At 72.6% G+C, this 23,007-nt stretch carries 17 protein-coding genes and 1 pseudogene; 12 read left to right on the top strand and 6 right to left on the bottom strand.

Annotation, left to right across the window (positions count from 1 at the left end; translation table 11 throughout):
* Window positions 1–92: 92 nt before the first annotated feature.
* The 3 genes from AC07FK_RS25840 to AC07FK_RS25830 all read left to right on the top strand — a co-directional run bounded on the left by AC07FK_RS25840 (window position 93) and on the right by AC07FK_RS25830 (window position 3,596).
* Window positions 93–404: a hypothetical protein gene (locus tag AC07FK_RS25840; RefSeq protein ID WP_479107320.1), complete on the top strand. Its 312-nt coding sequence runs from the start codon at window positions 93–95 to the stop codon at window positions 402–404.
* A gap of 292 nt (window positions 405–696) precedes the next feature.
* Window positions 697–900 (top strand): cold-shock protein, encoded by a 204-nt coding sequence (locus AC07FK_RS25835; RefSeq protein ID WP_028812747.1) that lies wholly within the window; start codon window positions 697–699, stop codon window positions 898–900.
* 272 nt (window positions 901–1,172) lie between these two features.
* Complete coding sequence (locus AC07FK_RS25830) at window positions 1,173–3,596, top strand: polysaccharide lyase 8 family protein (protein ID WP_479107319.1); 2,424 nt, start codon at window positions 1,173–1,175, stop codon at window positions 3,594–3,596.
* A 26-nt stretch (window positions 3,597–3,622) separates the two neighbouring features.
* Here AC07FK_RS25830 and AC07FK_RS25825 read toward each other — a convergent pair whose 3' ends face one another.
* Window positions 3,623–4,270, bottom strand: coding sequence for a DUF5701 family protein (locus AC07FK_RS25825; RefSeq protein ID WP_479107318.1), 648 nt, complete (start codon window positions 4,268–4,270; stop codon window positions 3,623–3,625).
* 319 nt (window positions 4,271–4,589) lie between these two features.
* Here AC07FK_RS25825 and AC07FK_RS25820 point away from each other — a divergent pair, with 319 nt between their 5' ends.
* From AC07FK_RS25820 to AC07FK_RS25805, 4 genes are all read left to right on the top strand, one after another.
* The gene (locus AC07FK_RS25820; RefSeq protein ID WP_479107317.1) at window positions 4,590–5,225 is read left to right on the top strand and encodes a TetR/AcrR family transcriptional regulator; all 636 of its coding nucleotides are present in this window, start codon (window positions 4,590–4,592) and stop codon (window positions 5,223–5,225) included.
* A 203-nt stretch (window positions 5,226–5,428) separates the two neighbouring features.
* Window positions 5,429–6,979 (top strand): DUF4331 domain-containing protein, encoded by a 1,551-nt coding sequence (locus tag AC07FK_RS25815; RefSeq protein ID WP_479107316.1) that lies wholly within the window; start codon window positions 5,429–5,431, stop codon window positions 6,977–6,979.
* Window positions 6,980–7,054: 75 nt separating this feature from the next.
* Window positions 7,055–8,464: a tetratricopeptide repeat protein gene (locus AC07FK_RS25810; RefSeq protein WP_479107315.1), complete on the top strand. Its 1,410-nt coding sequence runs from the start codon at window positions 7,055–7,057 to the stop codon at window positions 8,462–8,464.
* Window positions 8,461–10,197, top strand: a complete 1,737-nt coding sequence (locus tag AC07FK_RS25805; protein ID WP_479107314.1) for a nickel transporter — start codon at window positions 8,461–8,463, stop codon at window positions 10,195–10,197. Before AC07FK_RS25810 ends, AC07FK_RS25805 begins: the two co-directional genes overlap by 4 nt.
* 163 nt (window positions 10,198–10,360) lie before the next feature.
* Here the strand turns inward: AC07FK_RS25805 and AC07FK_RS25800 are convergent, their stop codons facing one another.
* Window positions 10,361–11,701, bottom strand: a complete 1,341-nt coding sequence (locus AC07FK_RS25800; protein WP_479107313.1) for a S1 family peptidase — start codon at window positions 11,699–11,701, stop codon at window positions 10,361–10,363.
* A 229-nt stretch (window positions 11,702–11,930) separates the two neighbouring features.
* On the opposite strand from AC07FK_RS25800, the gene AC07FK_RS25795 reads away from it, so the two are divergent.
* The 3 genes from AC07FK_RS25795 (at window position 11,931) to AC07FK_RS25785 (ending at window position 17,906) form a co-directional block, all read left to right on the top strand.
* Window positions 11,931–13,277: a pyridoxal phosphate-dependent aminotransferase gene (locus AC07FK_RS25795; RefSeq protein WP_479107312.1), complete on the top strand. Its 1,347-nt coding sequence runs from the start codon at window positions 11,931–11,933 to the stop codon at window positions 13,275–13,277.
* Window positions 13,278–13,431: 154 nt separating this feature from the next.
* A complete protein-coding gene (locus tag AC07FK_RS25790) occupies window positions 13,432–16,218 on the top strand; it encodes a hypothetical protein (RefSeq protein ID WP_479107311.1) in 2,787 nt (928 codons plus the stop codon).
* A gap of 242 nt (window positions 16,219–16,460) precedes the next feature.
* Window positions 16,461–17,906: an FG-GAP and VCBS repeat-containing protein gene (locus AC07FK_RS25785; protein ID WP_479107310.1), complete on the top strand. Its 1,446-nt coding sequence runs from the start codon at window positions 16,461–16,463 to the stop codon at window positions 17,904–17,906.
* Window positions 17,907–17,945: 39 nt separating this feature from the next.
* Here the strand turns inward: AC07FK_RS25785 and AC07FK_RS25780 are convergent, their stop codons facing one another.
* Window positions 17,946–18,362, bottom strand: coding sequence for an ATP-binding protein (locus AC07FK_RS25780; RefSeq protein WP_479107309.1), 417 nt, complete (start codon window positions 18,360–18,362; stop codon window positions 17,946–17,948).
* Window positions 18,363–18,452: 90 nt separating this feature from the next.
* Window positions 18,453–18,869, bottom strand: coding sequence for an acyl-CoA thioesterase (locus AC07FK_RS25775; protein WP_479107308.1), 417 nt, complete (start codon window positions 18,867–18,869; stop codon window positions 18,453–18,455).
* Window positions 18,870–19,154: 285 nt separating this feature from the next.
* Here AC07FK_RS25775 and AC07FK_RS25770 point away from each other — a divergent pair, with 285 nt between their 5' ends.
* On the top strand, window positions 19,155–19,346 hold the full coding sequence (locus AC07FK_RS25770) for a hypothetical protein (protein WP_479107307.1): 192 nt from the start codon (window positions 19,155–19,157) through the stop codon (window positions 19,344–19,346).
* A gap of 166 nt (window positions 19,347–19,512) precedes the next feature.
* Complete coding sequence (locus AC07FK_RS25765; RefSeq protein ID WP_479107306.1) at window positions 19,513–19,983, top strand: LppU/SCO3897 family protein; 471 nt, start codon at window positions 19,513–19,515, stop codon at window positions 19,981–19,983.
* A gap of 113 nt (window positions 19,984–20,096) precedes the next feature.
* On the opposite strand, the gene AC07FK_RS25760 is transcribed toward AC07FK_RS25765, so the two are convergent.
* Both AC07FK_RS25760 and AC07FK_RS25755 read right to left on the bottom strand, forming a co-directional pair.
* The gene (locus AC07FK_RS25760; protein WP_479107305.1) at window positions 20,097–21,029 is read right to left on the bottom strand and encodes a nitroreductase/quinone reductase family protein; all 933 of its coding nucleotides are present in this window, start codon (window positions 21,027–21,029) and stop codon (window positions 20,097–20,099) included.
* Between the two features lie 1,355 nt (window positions 21,030–22,384).
* A pseudogene (locus AC07FK_RS25755) lies at window positions 22,385–22,563 on the bottom strand (MFS transporter); the annotation flags it as partial.
* Between the last annotated feature and the right edge of the window lie 444 nt (window positions 22,564–23,007).

Genomic DNA, 23,007 nt, shown 5'->3' with positions numbered 1-23,007 from the left:
CGAGTGGCCCGGCCGGCGTACATCGGCCGTCTCCGAGGAATCGCGCCGGCACGGGGTATGCGTGACGTACACGTCCAGACAAGGGAGTCCGCATGACCACCTACGTCATCTCCATCCCGGGAACGTTCCTCGGCGACGTGCCCGACACCGCGCGCACCGCCGTGGTGCGGCACCTGCGCCCGGCCGACCCCCAGCACACCTCCCTCGGCCAGACGGAAGACCTGGACATCCTCACCGTCAACGACAACGGCACGTTCAGCATCCGCCTGGAGGTCGACGCGGACGACAGCCGCAGTGCGGAGGCACACGCCAAGGAGGTGGCCGTCGCCGCGCTGCGGAAGGCCGGGCTCACCGAGGACCGGGCGCCGCTCGGCCCCACCGCGGTGACCGGCATCGACACATAGTCCGCACGGCCCCACCGAGGCCGTTCGCCCGTGCCGCCGGGGCCCTCCTGACCGTTTCGCGGTCGGAGGGACGCCCCGCACCCCCCTCCGTCCGGCGGTTGTCGTGTCACTGATTGGACGTTGCTCTCTGGTGAGAGGCGGTTCCGCCGTGTAACGTCGCTCGCAGATGTCGTGGTTCGCAGTTCCTGCCCGCGCTATGGCGTGGGCGCTTTGCTGTGCAGTGCCAAAGGACCAGGGCGATCACCTCCGGGTCCGCGCGGTGCGGATCCGATATCGACTGAAAGGCACCAGCATGGCCAGCGGAACCGTCAAGTGGTTCAACTCCGAAAAGGGCTTCGGCTTCATCTCCCAGGACGGCGGCGGACCGGACGTCTTCGCTCACTACTCCAACATCAACTCCTCCGGCTTCCGTGAGCTCCAGGAAGGCCAGACCGTCACCTTCGACGTGACGCAGGGCCAGAAGGGCCCGCAGGCGGAGAACATCACGGTCGCCTGACCTGATGTCAGGCACATCGGGCCCCCCGGAGCGTCGGCTCCGGGGGGCTTCGTGATGTTCGCGCGCGCCCGGCGGCTTCTGCGGGGGCCTGTCCGCCGACCGGGCCGCGCCGACGCGGCCCCCCAACCGCGCCTCGTGACGACGGCACCCCGTCGCGCCCGACGGCGCCTGCGTCAGGTCCATTGACGCGGCGTCCGACCATGTGGGAGAAACCGCTTACCCCAAGCGTGGTTCCGGGTCACACGCGCCCCAAAACCGGAGGTTCCTCCGTCATGGACTCCCTGCCGCCTGCCCGCCTCCCCTCCCGCCGCACCCTCTTGCGCGCCGCCGTCGCCGTGGCGGGCGCCGGGGCGGGCCTGTCCGCACCGGCCGCCCACGCGGCCGACGCCTACGACGCCCTCCGCCTCACCTGGCGCGACCTCCTCCTCGGCAGCGGTTTCCCGTCCGCCGCCGAGCCGTACGCGGGCAGACTGGCCGATCTCGGCGCCACAGCGGCCGGTCTCCGCTCGTCCATGGCGCCGTCGGCCGGCTCCCTGTGGCCCGACCTCCCGTACGCGGACCCGGAACCCGACACCGACGCCGAGTCGTACACGTACTCCGGCAACCTCCACACCAGTTACCACCGGCTGCGCACCCTCGCCGAGGCGTACGCGCAGCCGGGCACCGGCCTCACCGGCGACGCCGCCCTGCGCGCCGGCATCCTCACCGGCCTCGACCACCTCCACGACCAGGCGTACCGGGCGGGCCGCACCCGTTACGGCAACTGGTACAGCTGGCAGATCGGCATCCCGCAGGCCCTGCTCGACATCGACGTCCTGCTGTACGCCGATCTCGGCGCCGCCCGCATCGCCGAACACTGCGCGGCGGTCGACCACTTCGTCCCCGACAGCGTGGTCGCGAACTACACGGGCACCTCCACCGGAGCCAACCGCGTCGACCTGTGCCGCGTCCTGGCCCTGCGCGGCGTCGTGGGCGGGAGCGCGGGCAAGCTCGCCCTGGCCCGCGACGCCCTGTCGCGCGTCTTCCCGTACGTCACCTCGGGCGACGGCCTCTACGCCGACGGCAGTTTCGTCCAGCACACCTACGTCCCCTACGCCGGGTCGTACGGTCAGGTCATGCTCGGGGGGCTGGCGATGCTCTTCGCCCTGCTCAAGGGTTCCGCGTGGGAAGTGACCGACGGCGGCCGCCAGACGGTGCTCGACTCGGTCGAGAAGGCGTACGCGCCGTTCCTCTTCAACGGGCTGGTGATGGACGGCGTCTCGGGACGCGCGATCAGCCGCGGCGTGCAGAAGGCGGACACCCGCGCGCTGAGGCAGGACGACCATCTGCGCGGCCACTCGATCATCGCCTGCGTCGCGCTGCTCGCGCGGAGCGCGTCCGCCGCCGAGAAGGCCCGCTGGGACGCGATGGTCAAGGGATGGATCGCCCGCGACTACTTCAGCCCCGTACTCACCAGCCCCGCCCTGGGCGTGGCCCAGCTGGCGCGACTGCACGCGATCGACGGCTCGTCCGCCGCGCCGGCCGCCGAACCCGTCGGCCACCGGCTCTTCCCCTGCATGGACCGGGCCGTCCACCGCAGGCCCGGCTGGGCGGCCGGACTCTCCATGGCATCCGGACGGATCACGTACTACGAGAACGGGAACGGCGAGAACGTCCGCGGCTGGCACACCGGCTCCGGAATGCTCTACTGGTGGGGCGAGGACTTCGCCAACGGCCAGTACAGCGACGACTTCTGGCCGACCGTCGACCCCGGCCGGCTGCCCGGCACCACCGTCTCCCGCAAGCCGCTCGCCGACGGCGAGGGCGGCACCTGGGGCGTGACCCGCCCGGACGTCCGCTGGGTCGGCGGCGCGACCGACGGGACGTACGCGGCGGTCGGCCAGTACCTGAGGGGTCTGTCGTCCACACTGATGGCGAAGAAGTCGTGGTTCTTCCTCGACGACGCCGTCGTGTGCCTCGGCGGCGGAATACACGGCCGCGACGCCGCGGGCGTCGAAACGGTCGTCGAGAACCGCAATCTCGGGGCGAACGGCGTGCACGCCTTCACCGCCGACGGCTCGGCCCAGCCCGCCACCCCGGGCTGGAGTGCCACCCTCACCGATACGCGCTGGGCCCACCTCGCCGGGCACGGCGGCTACGTCTTCCCCGGCGGCGCAACCGTCAGGGCGTCGCGCCAGGCCCGTACCGGGGCCTGGTCGGACATCAACGCCGGCGGCTCGGCCACCCCCGTCACCCGCCGCTATCTGACCCTGTGGTTCGACCACGGCACCGACCCGACCTCGGCGACGTACGCGTACGTCCTCATGCCGGGCGCCACCGCCGCGCGGACCTCCGCCCGTGCCGCCGACACCTCCTGGCTCGAGGTGCTCGCCAACACCACGGGCCAGCAGGGCGTGGTCGTCCCCTCGCTCGGTTTCACCGGAATCAACTTCTGGCTGGCCGGGAGCGTGGGGGACGTCTCCGCGTCCGCGCCCGCGAGCGTGATGATCCGTGAGAGCGGGGGCACGGCCACGGTCTGCGTCTCCGGGCCGCTGCGCGACGGCGGCACCGTCGACCTGGTGTGGCAGCGGCCCGTCTCGTCGGTGACGTCCAAGGACCCCTCCGTTCAGGTGGTGTCGACGGGCTCCTCGCTGCGCCTGCGGATCACCCCGGGGCAGTTGGGCGCCGTGCACCGGGCGGTGGTGCGGACGGCCTGAGCGGCGGCCGCCCCGGCCCGCGCCCGTCAGCGGCCGCGGTCGCCGGCCGAGGCGAGGCCGAGCCAGGTGTGCGGGTTGCCCTCCCAGCACCAGCCCAGCTTCGGGGCGCCCTTGCTGATCCACAGTGCCGGGACCCGGCGGTCCCCGAAGCGGCTGCCGGCGAGCGAGAAGCACTTGTTCTTGGCCAGGGCCTCGGGGTACTGGGTCAAGAACGCCAGGCCCTCCTCGATGGTGAGCGGAGTACGGCCCCGCTCCCCGATCGCGGCCAGGGCGTCCAGGGGCACGACGTCGCAGAACTCCTCACCCCGGTCGATGTCGAAGACGACGTACGCCTCGCCCTCGGGGAGGCCCAGTTCCTCGAGGGAGACGAACCGCTCCAGCTCGCCCGGGGCGTAGAAGCGCTCGATGACGCCCGGGCGGCTCTTGCCGGCGAGCGTGGTCAGGGGCACCGACGCCTCGAGCGGTACGAGGGCCCTGGTGACCACGAGCAGGAAGGGGACGCGGCCCTCGGCGGGCGGCTCCATGGCCGCCTGCCGGGCGAGAACGGGGGCGCGCAGCGGTTCGACGAGGCCGCGGAACGCCGGCTCGGTCAGTCCGGCGAGCGCCGGGTATCCCAGGTCGAGGAGCGTCTTGACCTGGCGGTCGAATTCGGCGCCGGCATCGAAATCGGTCACGTGAAGCCTTCCTGCGTACAGCGGGTGGGAAGCGGGTGAGGCGGGCGGGGTCAGTAGGACCCCCTGCGGGGAGCGTTGGTCGGGCGGAAGTTCCCGCCCCGCGCGGCGGTCGGCGGCAGTCGGCGGTCCGAGCGCCGGGTCCTGCGGCTGCGCTCGGCGTTCTCGCGGTCGAGGGCCGCGGCGAAGGTGGTTTGGAGAGAGGGGCGCAAAGGGTGCCTTCCAGGCAGATGAGGGGAGCTAAATTTGCGACAGACGTAAACTTAGGCCGAGTGTGCGTCATGCGTCAAGCATAGTTTTACGTCGTGTGTAAGATTCCCCCATGAGTATCCAACCGATGGGGCTTCGCGAGTCCAAGAAGCAGGAGACCAGGCAGCTCATCTCCGACCACGCGACCAGGCTGTTCATCGAGAACGGCTTCGAGACCACGACCATCACCGAGATCGCCGCGGCCGCGCGGGTCGCCAAGAAGACGGTCACCAACTACTTCGCGCGCAAGGAGGATCTGGCGTTCGACCACCAGGACGAGTTCGTCGCGGGCCTGGCCCGCACGGTCGACGCCCGGGCCGAGGGGGAATCGGCGCTCACGGCGCTGCGCCGCGCGTTCCTCGACGGGGTCGAGCGGCACGACCCGGTCATCGGGTTCTCGGGAGCGCCCTTCGCCCGGATGATCGCCGACAGCCCTACGCTGCTGGCCCGGCTCCGCGATCTGCACGACCAGCGCGAGGGCGCCCTCGCCGCACTCCTCGCGACCGAGACGGCGGCCGCCCCCGACGACATCACCCCCCGGGCCGCGGCGGCCCAACTGGGCGCCGCCCACCGGGTCCTGTTCCAGCGCATCCTGGAGCTGACCCTCGACGGCCGGAGCAACGAGCGGATCGCTGGGACGGTGACCGTCGCCGCCCACCGCGTCTTCGATCTGCTGGAGGGTTCGCTCGCCGACTACGCCGTGCGGTGAGCGCGCCGGCGGCACCCGCGTACCCCCAGGTCGGCGGGGGTGCGGCGAGGGCCCCGGGACACCCGGGAGCCCTTCGTACGGCACGTCGTCCGTGAAACCCGCCGATCTTTCATCCGTCGAGACCGAACAAGACGGCCGCCCCGCACGTACTGGACGTACAAGCAAGCCGGGACGGACGAGACGACGGATGAAGGACGGGCGAGATGGGCGTAATCAGGAGAAGCGTGTGGACGTGGCGCAGGCGCGGGAGCATCGCTCTGCTCGCCTGCGGCGCACTGGCCGGCGGCGGTCTGGCGGCCGCCGGCGTGGCCGTCCTGGAGCCGCGGACGGCGAACGCTTCCAGCCACCGGGAGGCGCCGCTGATCTCGGGGCAGCCGCAGTTCGACAACACGGACGTGTACGCGTTCGTCAGTCCCGACCATCCCGACTCGACGACCCTGGTGGCAAACGTGCTGCCGTTCCAGGAACCGGCGGGCGGGCCGAACTTCTACACCTTCGCCACCGACGCGCGCTACGAGCTGCACATCGACAGTGACGGCGACGCCCAGGACGAACTGGTGTACCGCTTCACCTTCAAGGACCACCGCAAGAACGAGAACACCTTCCTCTACAACACGGGCGCCGTGGAGAGCCTGGACGACCCGGACCTCAACTTCACGCAGACCTACGACATCGAGCTGATCCGCAAGGAGGGCGGGAAGGCCGTCTCGCGCCACAAGGTGGCGAAGAACCTGCCCGTCGCCCCCTCGAACGTCGGCAAGGCGTCGATGCCCGACTACCAGAAGCTGCGCGACGAGGCGGTGAAGAAGGTCCCCGGCGGCCTGAAGGCCTTCGCGGGCCAGGCCGACGACCCGTTCTTCCTCGACCTGCGGGTCTTCGACCTGCTGTACGGCGGTGACCTCTCGGAGGTCGGCAACGACACCCTCAAGGGCTACAACGTCAACACCATCGCCCTCCAGGTGCCCACCTCGTACATCCGCGAGTCGGAGGAACAGCCGGTCGTCGGCGTCTACGCGACGACCGAGCGCAAGAGCGCCTCCGGCCACTGGACGCGGGTGTCACGGCTCGGCATGCCGCTGGTCAACGAGGTCGTCAACCCGGTCAAGGACAAGGACAAGTTCAACGCCTCCTCGCCCGAGAACGACGGCGACTTCCTGAAGAACGTCACCGAACCGGAGCTGCCCAAGCTCGTCGAGGCGATCCACAAGGTCAAGGCTCCGGCCGAACCCCGTGACGACCTCGTCTCGGTGTTCCTCACCGGCGTCAAGGACCTCAACCAGCCGCCCAACGTCACACCGTCGGAGATGCTGCGCCTCAACACCTCCGTCAAGCCGGTCGCCGAACCCAAGCGGCTGGGTGTGCTGGACGGCGACAACGCGGGCTTCCCGAACGGACGACGGCTGACCGACGACGTGCTGGACATCGCGCTGCAGACCGTCGAGGGCGAGCTCGTCGGGGCGAAGAACGACCTGGGCGACGCGGTCGACGCCAACGACAAGAAGTTCGGCGACACCTTCCCGTACGTCGCCCTGCCCACCGCCGGCTCCGACGTCCGGAAGGGGGCGGAGGTCGGCACCAAAACCGACGCCACCGGTCTGACGGGCGGCGCCGCCTCCCTCACGTCGTCGTGGGGCGACAACACCGTGATGCTCGCCTCGGCGCTGGCGGGCGCCGTGGGCGTGCTGCTCGTCGGCTTCGGCATGTCGTACGTGCGCTCCCGGCGTCGGCCCGCACGCCGGTCCTGGCTCGGCTGACGCACGACCGCGGGGCGGCGTCTTCGGGGCCGCCCCGCTTTCAGGACCCCCAGGAAGCCGAGAAAGGCGAGACGGATGCCCGTACGAAAGCCGCGGTTCGTGCCGCGACGCCACGAGCGAGGACAGGAGCGTGGTACCGAGGGTCGGCGCGGCGGACGGCGGTGGCGGATCGCGGCGCTCCTGGCGGCGGCGGTGGGACTCACCGCCACGTCGGTGGCGATCGGGGCCGACGGCGGCCCGGACCGGGCCGGTCCACCGCCGGCCCTCACGGCGGACCTGTCCGCCGAGCGGCTGGCGGCGGGCGACCTCGGGCGGGGGATCGACGCCCTGCGCCAGCACCTGCGCGAACAGCCCAAGGACGCCACCGGGTGGGCGACCCTGGGCGCGGCATACGTCGAACAGGCCCGGACCAGCGGTGATCCCACGCTGTATCCGCGAGCGGAGAAGGCCTTCGGCCGGTCGCTGAAACTGCGCCCGGCCGCCGACAACGACGCGGCCCTCGCCGGCCGGGCCGCGCTCGCCGCCGCCCGGCACGACTTCACGACCGCGCTGAGCCGGGCGAACCGGGCACTGGACGTCAACCCGTACAGCGAGCGGGCGTTGTGCAGCGAAATCGACGCTCTGGTGGAACTCGGCCGCTACGACGAGGCGTGGCGGGCCGCCCAACGCGCCGACCGGCGCCGGCCCGGCCTCCCCGTCTTCACCCGGTACGCGTACGTGCAGGAGCTGCGCGGCGACGCCGAGGGCGCGCGCCGGGTGCTGCTGCGCGCGCTGGAGTCCGCGTCCGCCCCGCCCGACGTGGCGTACGTGGCGACCTCGCTCGGTCAGCTGGCCTGGTCCCAAGGTCAGTACGGACGAGCCCGGGCGCACTTCGCCACGGCGCTGCGCGCCGACCCGCGCCACGTGCCGGCGCTGGAGGGGCGCGGGCGCGCGTACGCCGCGCAGGGGGACACGAAGCGGGCCCTGAAGGACCTCGAAGAGGTCGTACGGCGCTACCCGCTGCCCGGGCAACTGGCCGCTCTCGGCGAACTGTACGAGGCGTCCGGCCGGCCCGGGCGGGCCGAGGAGCAGTACCGGCTCGTCGGCACGTGGACCCGCCTGGCCCGCGCCCACGGCGTCGCCACCGATCTGGAATCCGCCCTCGTCGAGGCCGACCACGGCGACCCCGCCGCGGCGCTCAGGTCGGCGCGCGCCGCATGGTCGAGCCGCGAGAGCGTCCACACGGCCGACGCGCTCGCCTGGGCGCTGCACGCGAACGGCGAGGACGAGCGGGCACTGAGGTACGCGGAGCGGGCGACGGCCGGCAAGCCCGGTTACCGCAACGCCTCGTTCCTCTTCCACCGGGGGATGATCGAGCACGCCCTGGGGGACGACCGGGCCGCGCGGCGGCACCTGAGCACCGCGCTCGGTCTCAACCCCGGCTTCTCGCCCACGGGGACGCGCGAGGCGAAGTCCGTGCTGTCCGAGATCGGGGGGAAGCCGTGAAGCGCCGTACCGCGGCTGCCGCTCTCGCCGCGCTGACGGCGGGAGCGGCCCTGGCCGTGCTCCCCGCCGGGGCCGCCCACGCGCACCCGCTCGGGAACTTCACCGTCAGCCAGTACGACGGGCTCGTCGTCGCTCCGGGAGAGCTCGCGGTGGACCACGTCGAGGACCTGGCGGAGCTCCCGGCCGCCCGGGAACGCGGCCGTATCGACATCGACGGGAACGACCGGCTGGGGCCGGCTGAACTGTCCGCATGGGCCCGCACGCGGTGCGCCGCGGCGGCACGGGACGCACGGCTCACGGTCGCGGCGACAGGCGGCGGCTCGGCGGACGGCAGGGCGCTGTCCCTCGCTCCGGACAGCGCGAAGGCCCAAGTGCGTCCCGGACAGGCGGGTTTGAACACGCTGCGGGTGACGTGCGCGTTGACGGCGACGCTGCCGCGCGAGGCGAACGCGCGGCTGGAGTACCGCCCCGCGGGGGTCGCGGCGGCCGCGGGCTGGCGGGAGATCACCGCGCGCGGCGACCGGATGACGCTCACGGCATCGGACGTGCCGGGCAGGTCCGTCTCCCGCCGGCTGACCGCCTATCCCGACGACGTGCTCTCGGCCCCGCCCGAAGTACGGTCGGCCACCCTCACGGTACGCACCGGCGGGCCGGCGTCGGCGTCGGGAGGGGACGACGGCGGCGGCGGATCCCCGGCGGCGGGTGTGCTGCCGCGCGGAGCCGACCGCTGGGCGCAGGCGCTGACGGGCCTGGTGGCCCGGCACGAACTGACGGCGGGCTTCGCGGCACTCGCCCTCGGCCTGTCATTGCTGCTGGGCGCTCTGCACGCCCTGGCCCCGGGGCACGGCAAGACGATGATGGCGGCCGCGGCGGCGGCGGGCGGGCGAAGCTCACTGCGCGACATGGTGGGCCTGGGCGTCTCGGTGACCATGACCCACACCCTGGGCGTCTTCGCGCTGGGCGCGCTGGTCACGGCGGGATCGGCGGCGGCGCCCACCGTCGTCTCGTGGCTGGGCATCGCGAGCGGAGCCCTGGTCACGGCGGCGGGCGCGCTGCTGCTGCGCAGGGCATGGCGCCGGCGCCACAGCCCGCACACGCACGGCCACGGCCACGGCGAGCACACTCACTCCCACGCGCCGCACGGCCATCACCACCACTCCGCGCACAGCCATGCCACCGACGAGGACCCCGTACAGGCCGAGCAGCGGGTGCTCACCTCAGTGGCGTCCCCCAGGTCCGCGCACGGCAGCACCGCTCCCGCCACCGAGGCACGGTCGGCCGCGCGGCCCCCGCACGAGGACGGCCGGGGGAGTGCCCACACCGGCCCGTCGGACGACAGCCGCCGCCCCGGCCACAGCGACACGCACGCGCACACTCACGCGCACGTGCTTCCCGCCCCCGGCCTGCGCGGAGTCGTGCTCCTCGGGTTCGCCGGCGGGCTGGTCCCGAGCCCGTCGGCCGTGGTCGTCCTGGTGGGGGCCGCCGCGCTCGGCCGGGCGTGGTTCGGGTTCCTGCTGGTCCTGGCGTACGGGGCCGGCCTGGCGCTCACACTGACGGGCGCGGGGTTCGCGGCCGTGCGGCTGAGGGAGACGACGACGCGCAGGCTGGCGCGGCGGCCGCGGAGCCGGCTGCTCTCGCGCGCCCAGCGCGCCGCCCCGCTCGGCACGGCCGCCGTCGTGTTCGTACTCGGGTGCGGACTGCTGCTGCGCGGGGCCGCGACGGCACTCACCTGAACGGGCCGGGACAGTAAGAGGCGGAACAGCGAGTCGCCGAGACAGCGTCAGAGGGCTACGGGCATGAGGAACATGCCCGTAGCCCTCTGACGCACGGCGCGGACACCCGCCGGCACGTGGCGGTGCACCACCCGCACCCGCCGCGCAGCCGGCTCGGCCCCGATCAATTCCACCCTCGCGCGTACTGCCGCCGGTAGCTCCGGCGGTCGTGCGCCGAGCGGATCCAGCGCGTCGCGACCAGGCCGACGAGGCTCACGGCGACGACCAGCACACCCGGCGCCCAGCTGCCGCCGTCACCGAACACGGCGGGAAGCCGCCCCCCTCCTGCCGCCTGCGGCACGGAAGGTGCGGCTGCACCCGGCGGGGGAGCGGCCGTCTCCGAACCGTCTCCGGCCGCCGTCGTGGCGCCGACGAGCCGTACGCCGAGGGCCGCCATCGCCGTGGTCACCGGCTGGAAGTACGTGAGGCCCCCTGTCGTGCAGTCGCCGTTGCCGCCCGAGGTCACGCCCAGCGCCACTCCCCGGGCGAACAGCGGCCCGCCGCTGTCCCCCGGCTCGGCGCAGACCGTCGTCTCGGTCAAGCCCGTCACCGTGCCCTCGGGGAAGTTCACCGTCGCGTTGAGCGCGGTCACCCGGCCCGCGTGCACGCCCGTGGTACTGCCGCTGCGGAAGACCTGCTGGCCAACGAACGGATCGGCGGCCCCGGTGACACTCACCTCCCGGCCTCCGCCGAGCCCCACCACGCTCCTGCCGCCGGACGCGTCGCCGTTCTCGTACGCGACGACGGAGAAGTCGCTGCCGGGAAAGCTGCTCGCGGTCGTGGTGCCGACCCGTCCGGCGCCCTGCGCGTCCTGGAACCAGGTGGTGCCGACCGGACCGCAGTGGCCGGCCGTCAGGATGTAGTTCCGCCGGCCGTCGGTGACGTTGAACCCCGCCGAGCAGCGCCCGTTGCCCGCGAAGACGGGGGAGCCGCCGCTGACCCTGGTCGTGAAGGCACCCTTCGTCCGCTGCATGTCCACGAACCCGCCGATCTCCTTCGCGAGCCCGGACATGCGCGACCAGTCGCCGCGCGAGACGGTGCTGTCGGCGTGCACCACGACCTTGTTGGACGCGTAGTCCACCACCCACGCGGTGCCGGGCACCCGGGGAGCGGCGCGCAGCGCGTCGGTGGCCGCGCGGAGTTCACGCATGCTGTGGCGGACCATGGCGGCGCGTGCCCCCGCCTGCCCCACCTCCACCGCCGCCTCCGCGTCGGTCACCGCGACGACCGGCTGCCCGTCGGAGCCGATCCAGGTGCCCGCCGTACGGGAGGCGCCGAGCCGCGCCACCAGGTCCGCACCGAGCTCGGCGGGCCGGGCGGCGGTTTCCCCTCCGCCCTCCTCCCGGCCGGCGGGGGCGAGCGGCTCGCCCGCCGTCGCGGTCGTGATCATCAGGCCGCCGCAGAGTATTCCGCCGGTGGCGGCCAGCTGCGCCAGCCTCTGCAGTCTGCGTCGCGCGTGCCTCATCCGTACCCTCACACCAGTTCCGACACGACGTCGGCGACGTCGGGGGCCGCAGGGAGCGGTCCCCTCTCCATACGGGCCGTGCCGCGGGCACGTTCACCCGCCCGCGCTCCACCACCCGCCCCGTCCGCCGCACACGCCCCGCGCGTTGAACACCACCCCACCGTCGCCCGTATACCGGGGCGGCCCGTTCAGCACACGTACGGGCTCTTCGCAGGCAGGGGAGACACTCATGGCCGGCAGCAACGTCACACAGCTCTTCCGCGCGTCCTCCGCGCACAGCCCCTCGTACTTCACCCTGGACCGGGCGGGGGCGGGCGCGGCCGGCGGCATCACCGACTTCTGCATCCCCTGCAACCCGTACTTCCCCACGCCCGCGATGTTCGACGAACTCGGCAGCCGGCTCCGCGACATCCTGACGTACTACCCGAGCAGCGCGGACACCGTCACCGCCGAGCTGTGCCAGGTGCTCGGACTCAACCCGCAGACCGTCGCCATGGGCAACGGCTCCACCGAACTCATCACCTGGATCGACCACCTGCTGGTCCACGAGTCACTGGCCGTGCCCGTGCCCACCTTCGGCCGGTGGACCGACCAGCCGATGGAGACCGGCAAGCGCGTCGACATGCTCCTGCTGCCGGAGGCCCACGGGTTCGGGCTGGATCCGGAGGCGTTCGTCAGGTTCATCCGTTCGCGCGGTTCCCGCGCGGCCGTCATCTGCAACCCCAACAACCCCGACGGCGGCTCCCTCCCCAAGCAGCAGGTCCTCGCTCTCGTCGACGCACTCCAGGACCTGGACCTGGTGGTGGTCGACGAGTCCTTCCTGGAGTTCGCCGACGCGGAACCCGAACCCAGCGTCGCGGCCGAGGCGGTGCTGCGGACCAACGTCATCGTGCTGCGCAGCCTCGGCAAGAACTTCGGGCTGCACGGGGTCCGCTTCGGGTACCTCGTGTCGAATCCGGCACTCGCGGGGAAGGTGCGCGCCGCTCTGCCGAAGTGGAATCTCAACTCCTTCGCGGAGACGGTCGTGTTCATGCTCAAGGACCACCGTCTGGAGTACGCGGACAGCATCCGGCGCTCGCGCCGCGACCGGGACGAGATGACCTGGCGCCTCTCCCGGCTGCCCGGGCTCACCGTGTATCCGTCGCAGGGCAACTTCGTCTACGTGCGGCTGCCGCAGGGCGCGGACGGGACCGTTCTGCGCGACCGGCTGCTGTCCGAACACGGCGTGCTGGTGCGCGACTGCGCCAACAAGGTCGGCAGCTCCAGCCGCTTCCTGCGCCTCGTGGTACGTCCCCAGCACGACGTGGACCGGCTGGTCGGGGCGCTGGAGCAGGTGTGGTACGAGCGGCCATCGGAAGCGCCGGAAGCGCAATGGGTGCCGCGCATGCCGCAGTTCACCCCGGCGCCCCTGCCGCCGGCGCAGCTCCCGCCCGCCGAGCGGCCGGGGCCGGCCCCGGCGGCCATGCTGTCCCGTGGCTACCGGCGGACGGTGTCCGCCCAGGACCTGACGCCCGCCAGGACCCCGGGCTACACCTCGGGGACAGCGGCGGTGGACCGCCTCGTGGGCGGCGCCTGACGGAGCAGGACCGGCGGGGCAGCCCGCGGTCGCGCCGCGACCCGGTGCCCGTCACGAGGCAACCCGCGGCTGCCAGTTGTCGTCCTCGGGGGTCGAGGGAGGCGCCGGAGATTCCCGGGGCGTTCCGACGAGACCGATGCTGAGGAAGACCACCTTGATACGTGTCACACGCGTGGCGACTGCTGCGGCCGCGTTACTCGCGCTGGCGGCGGCGTCACCGGGGACGGCGCACGCGCTGCCGCCCGCCGCCACCCTGCCGGACGCGCCGCCGGGACGGGCCGGCGGCGCACTGCCCCCCGGCTGGGAACTCACCGGCTCGGGCCCCGGCAGACAACTCGTCTGGACGGCACGCGAGCGCGTGCCCATGGGCGATGCCCGCGTCGAGTTCTACTCGGGCGACCGGCTGCTCGGCCGGCCGGCCGCCGCGAAGGACGGGCGTTCGTTCCGGCTGGACTCCGACGGCGCCCGGATCGGCCCGGCGAAGGAACTGCGCGTGATGGCCGGCGGCCGCCGGCTGGACGCCGTTCCCGACCCGACGCGCGGCCCGGGTGCACCGCCCCCCGCCGAGCGGGCGGCGGACCCCCTTCCCGCGAACCAGATCGACCCCGGAGTCCCCGGCCCGTACCGCACCGTCAGCGGTGAATACACCCTGAGGTCGGTCCGGCTGCCCGGATTCCCCGCCCCGGTGGAGATGCGCGCCGCGGTGGTGGGTCCCGCCGACGCCCCGGGCAAGCGGCCACTGGCGCTGTTCCTGCACGGCCGCCACTACACGTGCTTCAGGGCCGGCGGCGACGAACAGCGCGGCGACTGGCCCTGCAAGGCCGGCACGCGGCCGGTGCCCAGCCACCAGGGCTATCTGCGGGCCCAGAAACTCCTGGCCTCCCAGGGATACGTCACCCTGTCCGTGTCGGCCAACGGCATCAACGGGCAGGACCACCTCGCGGAGGACGGCGGCGCGCAGGCCCGCTCGTCCCTCGTACGACAGCACCTGGCCCACTGGGCGGACTGGGCCGACGGCAGGCCCGGGGCGCCGGCCCCCGTGCGCGCGACCTCGCCCGCCGACCTGTCCCGTGTGCTGCTGGTCGGCCACTCCCGCGGCGGAGAGGGCGTCAACCGGGCCGCGCTCGACAGCCTCTACCGGCCGCCCGCCGACCAGGACGGACACCGGGGGGACGTGCGCTGGACCATCCGCGGCACCGTCCTGATCGGGCCCACCGTCTTCGGTCAGAACCCCGCTCCCGAGGTGCCCTCCACGACCATCCTGCCCGGCTGCGACGGCGACGTGTCCGACCTCCAGGGCGAGATCTACGTCGACGGGACGCGCGGCGTCAGCCGGGGCGCGGCACTGCACAGTGCCGTGTACATGGTCGGCGCCAACCACAACTTCTTCAACAGCGAGTGGACCCCGGGCCAGGCGAAGGCCCCGGCCGACGACGACTTCTGGTCCGGCGAGACGCCGGACCCGGTCTGTACGCCGGGCACGGCGACCCGTCTGACCGCCACCCAGCAGCAGACCGCGGGCGCCACGTACATCGCGGCGGCGGCCCGGCTGTTCGTCGCGGCCGACGACCGGGTGCGCCCCCTTCTGGACGGCAGCGGCCGCCGAGCGCCCTCGGCGGACCCGGCGCGCGTCCTCACCCACGCCGTCGGCGCGAACCGTACGACGGCCGTCCTGCCGGGAGCCTCGACGACCGTGTCGGGCGGCCGGCTCTGCGCACAGGTCCATCCCGACCCGGCCCGCTCCTGCCTGCCGCCCGGCGGCTCGGGCGGACAGTCGCCGCACTTCGCCGCGTGGGAGACGTCGCCGGAACCGGGACGCGACGCGATCGCGATGCGCTGGTCGAGCCCCGGCGCGGCGGTCTCGGTGCGCCCCGCACGTCCGGTCTCCCTCGCGGGCGCCGAAGCGCTCGCCCTGCGCGTGATCGTCCCGCCCAACACCACCGGCACGCGGCTCGACGTCACGCTCGTCGACGCCTCGGGCCGGCGGTCCACCCTCGGCCGCGCACACGTCGACGGCCTGCCGGGCAGCGAGCGCACCGCCTCCCACTGGGGGCGCGAGATACGCGTACCCCTGTCCGCCGCCGTCCGTGACGGGCTCGACCTCAGCCACGTCAAGGCCCTGGAACTGACCCCGCGCAACCGGTCCGGGCGGGCCTGGCTGATGGACGCCTGGGGCTGGAGCCCGGGCACGCCGGAGGTGCGCCCGGCCGTGCTGCCGCGCGTCGACGTCGGCCGGCTGTCGGTCGAGGAGGGCGACTCCGGGATACGGACCTACCGCGTCCCGGTGCGCGTCTCCGGGGAGGGCAGCGGTCAGGTACGGGTGTTCGTGGCCAGAGCCGGGACGGACGAGGTCACGAATCGTACGGTGACGGTTCGAGGGGGAAGCGACACCGTGCACATACCGGTGCTGGTGCGCGGCAACACCCGCTACGGCGAAGACATCCGGCACAACGTGTACGTCAAGGCTGTGAGCGGCGCGGCGGTCGGCTCCCACCACGGCGGCGTGACGGCACGGAACGACGACCCGATGCCCGCGGTCCGGGTCGAACCGGTCGCGGCCGACATCACCGAGGGCCGCGAACTGACCTGGCGGGTGTCGCTCTCCGCCGTCGCCGACACGGACGTCATGGGTGAGTTCGCCCTCCTGCCCGTCACGCGGGGCGCGGAGCTCTCCACCAGGGACGTCGGCCGGACCTGGCTGGACGAGCACTTCGGCGCCTCGCCGGCCCCGGCCCGGCCGCTGTCCAAGGCGGTCGAAGGCCCGTACCTGCCGGTCACCGTGCCCGCGGGCGCGCGAAGCACGGAGGTCGCCGTCCCCACGGTCGAAGACCGCGTGCGCGAGCCGGAGGAGTTCCTGAAGGCCCGCATGACGACCTACGACGAGTCCTGGCAACCGCGGCCGGGCCCGGTCGTCACCGGGACGGTGCGCAACCTGCCGTAGCGCGGACGGACACCGCCACGGCACCGGCCTCCGACGACAAGGGGGCCGGTGCCGTGCGTCGCGGCCACCGCGCCGGACAGGCGACGGCTTCCCGCACGCGTACAACCTTCGTACGCCTCCAGTGGTCATCTGTGCACCGGTCGAACGTGTTACCGGTGCCGAGGTCCCGGACCCGGTCGACCCGATCCGTCAATTTCGGATGCCTCCCGGCATCCGGCATGCCGCAGGAGACGAACACCCGCATGCGCAAGCACCTGAGCACCACCCTCGCCACCGCCGTCGCGGCGGCCCTCACCGGCGGCCTGATCGTCGCCGGGACCGGCAGCGCCGCCGCCGCGCCCTCCGGACTGCAGGGCGATTTCAACGGCGACGGCTACCGGGACCTGGCGATAGCCGCACCCATCGCCAAGGTCGACGGCAAGTCCAACGCCGGGTACGTCGCCGTGGTCTACGGCACCAGCAGCGGCCTCGACAAGTCGAAGCGCACTTTGATCAGCCAGGCCACGCCCGGCATCCCGGGCGTTCCGGAGACCGGCGACGGCTTCGGCGACCGCATCACCGCGGGTGACCTCGACGGCGACGGCTACACCGACCTCGTCGTCGGCGTGCACGCCGAGCGGATCGGCAGCACCGACGACTTCGGCGCCGTCACCGTCGTCTGGGGCGGTGCGACCGGTCTCACCTCCGGCACCGACCTCTCGTCGCCGCTGCCCGAGAACCGGTACGCGTTCGGCTGGGACGTGGCCGCCGGTGACTTCGACGGCGACGGCAAGACCGACCTCGCCGCCGCCAACATGGCCGGCCCGGGCCTGAACGTCTTCAAGGGACCCATCACCCGCACCGGCACGGCGGCGGCCCTCACGGGCATCGACACCCAGGAGCAGACCGGCATCGGCGCCGAGCGCCTCGTCGCCGGCAACGTCACCGGCGACGGCGCCGCCGACCTGGTCGTCATGGGGCTGCAGTCGAGCGCCGACGGCCCCATCACCCGCAGCGTCCTCTACAAGGGCGGCGCCACCGGCCTCAAGGCGTCAGGCAAGCTCGCCGGCGGTTACGCGGCGGCCGTCGCCGACGTCGACAAGGACGGTTACGGCGACATCGTCACCGGTAACTTCATGGAGAAGTCGGCCGACGAGCCGAACGGCGGCCTCGGCGGCGCGCTGACCGTCACGTACGGCAGCGCCACCGGCCTGTCCACCCGCACCCCCGCCCGCATCACCCAGGACACCGCCGGCGTCCCCGGTACGGCGGAGAAGGGCGACCGCTTCGGCTGGAGCCTGTCCGCCGGTGACACCAACAAGGACGGGTACGCCGACATCGCGGTCGGCGCCTCGTCGGAGGCCCTCAGCGGGAAGGCGGCGGCCGGCAGCGTCACCGTCCTGCGGGGATCCGCCACGGGCCTGACGGGCACCGGCTCCAAGAGCTTCTCCCAGGACACCTCCGGTGTTCCCGGCGCCGCCGAAGCGCACGACCAGTTCGGCGCCTCCGTACACCTCACGGACAGCAACGCCGACGGCCGCGCGGAACTGACCGCCGGGGCCTTCGCCGAGAACGACGGCGCGGGGGCGGTCTGGCTCTTCAAGGCCGGGACGAGCGGGATCACGGCCACCGGCTCGACGAGCTTCGGCGCGACGTCCCTGGGCGGCCCCTCCGGCCTCTCGTACTTCGGGGACCGCCTCACCAACTGACCGGCGGGCCCGCCGCGACGAACAGCGCGCCGCCGCCCGTCAGGGGTGCGCTGTTCGTTCCGGCAGGTGCGGCTTGAAGCAGGCGGTCACGGTCTTCCCGTGCTGCTGCGAGTGGGTCTGCCAGCTGTCGGCGAGAGACTGCACGATGCTGACCCCCCTCCCCGACACGGCGCCCGGGTCCGGGTTCCTGGGCGACGGCAGCGTCGCGGCCTCGTCGTGGACGCTCACGTGCAGGCAGCTGTTGTCCCAGGTCAGCACGAGCTGCGCGTCGCTGTGCGCGTGCACGTGGGCGTTGGCGAGAAGTTCCGAGACCGCGAGGACGATCTCGTCCACGGTCTCGGGCGCCTCGGCGGCCCAGGGGAGGGAACTCAGCTGACGACGTGTCCAGTCCCGCGCCGTGCGCACCCCTTCGCCCGCAGGAAAGGTGCGGGCCCACCCGGTAGCCTTGACGCTCATGGCATGCTCCCTGATCCTCGTCCAGCAGTGGCTGCCGAACGGGTACCCCCATCCGCGCCGGCATCACCAGGGCCGGGGAGCCCGGTGGCGTCAGCCCCTCAGGAGATCCGGGTTGTCGGCCAGGGCGGCGAGGCGGCCCGCCGGGTCGGAGATCAGCTTCCGCGCGGACAGGTCGAGCATGCCCCCCACCCCGGTGATCTCCGCGGCGACCGTACCGTCCTCCTTGACGATCCGCTGCACGATCTCGAACGTCTTCCCCGTCCCGTAGACGAACTGGCAGGTCACGCGCAGCCGTTCACCGCCGCGCAACTCCCGCGCGTACTTCACCGTCACTTCGAGCGCGACCGGCCCCACACCACTCGCCAGCAGCTTCTCCTGGGGGAGACCGGCGGCGCGCAGCAGCTCCCATCGGGCGTGCTCGGCGTACTGCAGGTAGACGGCCTGGTTCACGTGTCCCTGTGTGTCGAGCTCGTAGCCACGCACTGTCACGTCGACGGAGAAGGTCATGGACGTCGTAACATCATGGCGCGTGCCGCCATTCCCGGTTCCGTGATCTCGCGCGCGGAGTACGAAGCACGGGGTCACGCCGAGTGCGGCACCCCCCGCTCGGTGATCCGGATGTCCTCGACAGAGGTGCCACCTCGGCCCGGCGGCGCCGGGAGGCGGGGCATCCACCACTTTCCCCCTCCGACTTCTTCATCACCATTTGAATGACTGGTGAAGGTTGATGTGGGTACTCAAAAGAGTTTTCGTGCTGCGCGTGCCTGTCGGCGGAGCGGGCAGACGACAGCCATGAACGACGACCAGGAGCTCGCCGGCGGCGACGATGCGGCTACCGCGCCGACCGACCGTGACCAGTCCGTCGAAGGCGTGAGCGAAGCGTGGTCGGGCGCCATCACTTCGGTGCGCCGGCAACTGGCCCGGGTGCACGAGGGGTTGCCGCCCCTGGAGGAAGAGCCGAGTGCGCCCGGGCCGACAGCCTGACACGTTCTCCGCCGCACTGTGCACCCGCCGCGTCGGACACTGGACACCGGCTGCGGACAGGGGCGCGCCCGGGGGCGGCTGATCACCCGACAGGAGCCGGGGGATAACCTGCGAGCGGTCGACGGCATGTCGACCCTCTCACCTGCAACTACCCACGGGGACCACCTTGTCCACACCGCCGCCGTACCAGAACCACCCGCAGCAACAGCCGTACGGTCAGCAGCCCCACGGTCAGCAGCCGCCGTACGGCGGCCCCGGCCGGCCGCGCCGCGCGAACCCGCTCCAGGTGCTGCTCGGCCCCCTCCTCGTCCTGGCGCTCTTCGGCGGCGGCGCCTGGTACGTGTGGGACTACAACACCAACCCCAACGGCGGCCAGGCCAAGAAGGAAGCCGAAGGGCGCGCACAGTACGAGAAGGAGAAGACGCACGAGCCGGAGGTCGGCGACTGCGTCAAGGTCCAGGACCCCCAGGGCGAACCCGTGCCGACGATCGTCGACTGCGGTTCGCCGGAAGCCCAGTACAAGACGGGCGAGATCCTGCCCGGCCAGGAAATGGAATGCGGGCCGAAGTTCGACTACGGCATCCAGCACACCGAGTCCCGGGGTTTCGACTACACCATGTGCTTCACCAAGATCTGATTCCCCGGCCCGTCCGCCGGGCATCCCGCGGCACACCTCGTTCGTGCACCCCTGGGCGGAGCGCCTCCGCCCAGGGGTGCACGCGCGCTCGAGCGCGCGTGCGACCGCTCCCGTCAGGGGCGGCTGTCCTCCAGCGGCCGCGCCGGGGGAGCCGGTGGCCACGGAACATCGGCCAGCAGGGGGAGAAGCGCCTCTTCCTCGTAATCCAGGTGCGCGTTCAACTCGCGGGACAGACGCACCAGTTCGGCGCGGAAGCGCTCGGGCTCGGTGACGCCGATGCCGGACAGCAGGGTCACCAGCTCCGTCTGCATGCGTGCGACCGTACGGTGCTCGTCCCTCAGCCGCTCGAAGGTGGCGGTCAAGTGGGGATGGTGCTGCGCGATGCCCGGGAACAGATGGGCGTCCTCGCTGGTGTGGTGGAACTCCAGCGTCTGGCAGAAGGCCAGGCACCGCTGGCGGATCTGCAGTCCGAGGCTCGGCGCCGGCGGCGCTCCCGCGCCGTCGTATGCGGCCCGCGCGGCGAAATGGGCCTCCACCTCGGTGCTCACGTGACGCAGCTGCGCCCGCAGCCAGGTGTGGACCTCCAGGAGCTTGTCGGCGAGGTTCTCGACCTCGCGTGGCCCCTCCCAGGCGTCGGGTTCGGCGCGCTCCAGCACGACGACCGGCAGGGGCCGGGTGGTGCGGGCCTGGTAGTCGCCGTAACCGGGCGCCGCGCGCAGGACGTGCGCGAACAGTTCCTCGCGCCGGTCCGCGTCGGCGGGGACCGCCAGCGCCTCGAAGGAGCGGGTGCCGATCTCGACCTGGACCAGCGGATGGGCGAGCAGGTTGTGGTACCAGTCGGGGTGTTGAGCGGCGCCCAGGTTCGACGCGACGACCAGGAGCGCGTCGCCGTGGCGGACGTAACCGAGCGGAGTGGTGTGTTGCGTGCCCGACTGGGCGCCGGTGGTGGTCAGCAGGAGCAGATCGGTGCCTGCGAAGGGACCACCGACCTTTCCCGCGTGGGCACGGAACTCTTCGATGACCGACTGGTTGTATGACGTGGGCATAGTGGTGTGATGTCTCCGGGAAGCAGGTGTGTCCGCGGTGATCGCGGCAGACGGCTGGTGGTGATGTACGCGGAGGGGAGAGGGCCGCGCGCCTCCGGGCTCCGGGGACGGCCGCTGCTCGGCGCGGGCGCGCGAGGCGCGTGGCCACCGCGAGGTGTCACGGCGGCGGTGCGTCGGCGAGGGGCGGTGTCCGGGTGCCGTGGACCCGGCGCAGGTGAGGGCGCCGGGGCGTGGAACGCGACAGACGGCGTGCGGCCGCTCCGGCTCAGGTGCGGGGTGCGGAGTGAGAACTCATGACGGACCCTTTGACTGCAGGGTGCTCGCCCGGTCACCGACCGGCCCACTGCTCTTTGGTCGGTGCCACGCGGCACGGTCCCATTAGACGTACCGGACCAGCGAGTTGTCAACGCCGTTCCTCGCGCGCGGCGTTGCGCCGCGCCGCACTTCGCGAGACACCGGCTCGTGCGCCGGTGGCTAGTTGGCGCCCGACACCAACTCGAAGAAGTCGGAGACCCGTTGCCGCCACCGGTGGGCGCGCCGGCAATAGAGGCGGGGCCACCCGCGCCCGGCCGTCGGCCGGAACGGCCGGCCGCACCACCTGCACGGGCGCAGCCCCCGCCCGTCACCACCAGTCGGCATACCGTCCCCCGCCCTTCGCCCCGCAGACATGCCAAGGCGCGACCTTAGCCAACCTCCGGCCAGGGATCGCCGTTGGGTGGTGCTTCACCCGCCGTGCGCCCGGCAGGGGCGGTGCCCGGCCACCCTCCTCCTTGAGTGGCACAGAATCCCGGTTCCAGAGCCGGAAATAAATCTGTCGTGACGGTAGTAGACATTGGCGTTTCATCGGGTAGGGTTTTGCTCGTAGCCAGGACAGCGAGTGAGGCGCGGCAGGGATGAACTGCCGCGCATGCAGGTTCGAGCGAGTTGTGGCACGGCAGTGGAGTGGCAGGGCCGGACGCATCAAGGGGTCCTGTCGCTGATTGCCGGGCCGGCGGCCCACAGGGGCCGCAAGCAGTCCCGCGGTTCCAGCAGTACGCCAGAGTGATCGCAAGAAAGAAGGAGGTAGACGCCATCAGGATCGCCCGGGTGAGGACAAGTCCGCCCGGGTACCGAAGACCCCGGAACGAAAGGTGGTCACCGGTCACGTATCCGCGATCCCCGCACCCCGCCCGTCACCCTGGCGGAGATGCGGAAACATAAACCCGGCCACGCGGTGGTCGGCAGATGGTGTTGAACCCCTGGGACCCTGGTGCCGACCGGCACCAGGGTCCCCTGACATCCCACGGTCAGGACATCGGAGGCAGGCTCGCCACGGCCGCCGGCTCTTCGGCGGGCGGCGGGGCCGAGGGGCCGCCGTAGGCGTTGAACACCCACTGCAGGTCGCCTGGGAGAAGCCGAGATCGCGCTGCATCGCGGGGAGCGCCACGCCGATGATCGAGGTGTCCATGATGACCATGAACTGGGCGGTGGCCAGCACGAGACGTGCCCACCAGCGCCGCGGATTGACGGGTTGACATGGTTCTGCCTCCTTCAATGGTTGGTACTCCCGGGGGTACTCTGACGTCACGTCCCTTTGCCCCCTGGGGGTATCCCGCCGATAGTCGTCGGCGCAGCAGCGAAGACCCGTGCCCGTCACGGTGCACCCGGCCCGCACGGCCGCCGTCGCCCATCGCGCGTATCGTCGGAGGTGGACCGTCTGTGAGACCCCGAAGGGCGCTGTGTGCAGTGGTTGAGCGTCGGATTCTGGGTCCAAAGCACGGTCTGGACTTCTGAGGCCGTCGGCGCCGCCGGCGCGGCGGGCCCGGGACATGCCGCCGCCCCTGTCCGTCCGGACGAGGGCGGCGAAACGGGGAGGGGGGGGGGGGGGGGGGGGGGGCGCGCGCCCCCCCCCCCCCCCCCCCCCCCCCCCCCCTCACCCACCCCACACCACCCCCCCCCCTCCCCCACCCACCGCCCCCCCCACCCCCTCCCCCCCCTG

The sequence above is a fragment of the Streptomyces sp. NPDC046122 genome (assembly GCF_056429965.1).
This window is presented reverse-complemented; position numbering and strand designations above follow the sequence as displayed.

Coding starts and splice junctions, on each gene's coding strand:
- AC07FK_RS25840 (WP_479107320.1), top strand. CDS start 93: ATGACCACCTACGTCATCTCCATCCCGGGAACGTTCCTCGGCGACGTG.
- AC07FK_RS25835 (WP_028812747.1), top strand. CDS start 697: ATGGCCAGCGGAACCGTCAAGTGGTTCAACTCCGAAAAGGGCTTCGGC.
- AC07FK_RS25830 (WP_479107319.1), top strand. CDS start 1,173: ATGGACTCCCTGCCGCCTGCCCGCCTCCCCTCCCGCCGCACCCTCTTG.
- AC07FK_RS25820 (WP_479107317.1), top strand. CDS start 4,590: ATGAGTATCCAACCGATGGGGCTTCGCGAGTCCAAGAAGCAGGAGACC.
- AC07FK_RS25815 (WP_479107316.1), top strand. CDS start 5,429: ATGGGCGTAATCAGGAGAAGCGTGTGGACGTGGCGCAGGCGCGGGAGC.
- AC07FK_RS25810 (WP_479107315.1), top strand. CDS start 7,055: ATGCCCGTACGAAAGCCGCGGTTCGTGCCGCGACGCCACGAGCGAGGA.
- AC07FK_RS25800 (WP_479107313.1), bottom strand. CDS start 11,701: ATGAGGCACGCGCGACGCAGACTGCAGAGGCTGGCGCAGCTGGCCGCC.
- AC07FK_RS25795 (WP_479107312.1), top strand. CDS start 11,931: ATGGCCGGCAGCAACGTCACACAGCTCTTCCGCGCGTCCTCCGCGCAC.
- AC07FK_RS25785 (WP_479107310.1), top strand. CDS start 16,461: ATGCGCAAGCACCTGAGCACCACCCTCGCCACCGCCGTCGCGGCGGCC.
- AC07FK_RS25780 (WP_479107309.1), bottom strand. CDS start 18,362: ATGAGCGTCAAGGCTACCGGGTGGGCCCGCACCTTTCCTGCGGGCGAA.
- AC07FK_RS25775 (WP_479107308.1), bottom strand. CDS start 18,869: ATGACCTTCTCCGTCGACGTGACAGTGCGTGGCTACGAGCTCGACACA.
- AC07FK_RS25770 (WP_479107307.1), top strand. CDS start 19,155: ATGAACGACGACCAGGAGCTCGCCGGCGGCGACGATGCGGCTACCGCG.
- AC07FK_RS25760 (WP_479107305.1), bottom strand. CDS start 21,029: ATGCCCACGTCATACAACCAGTCGGTCATCGAAGAGTTCCGTGCCCAC.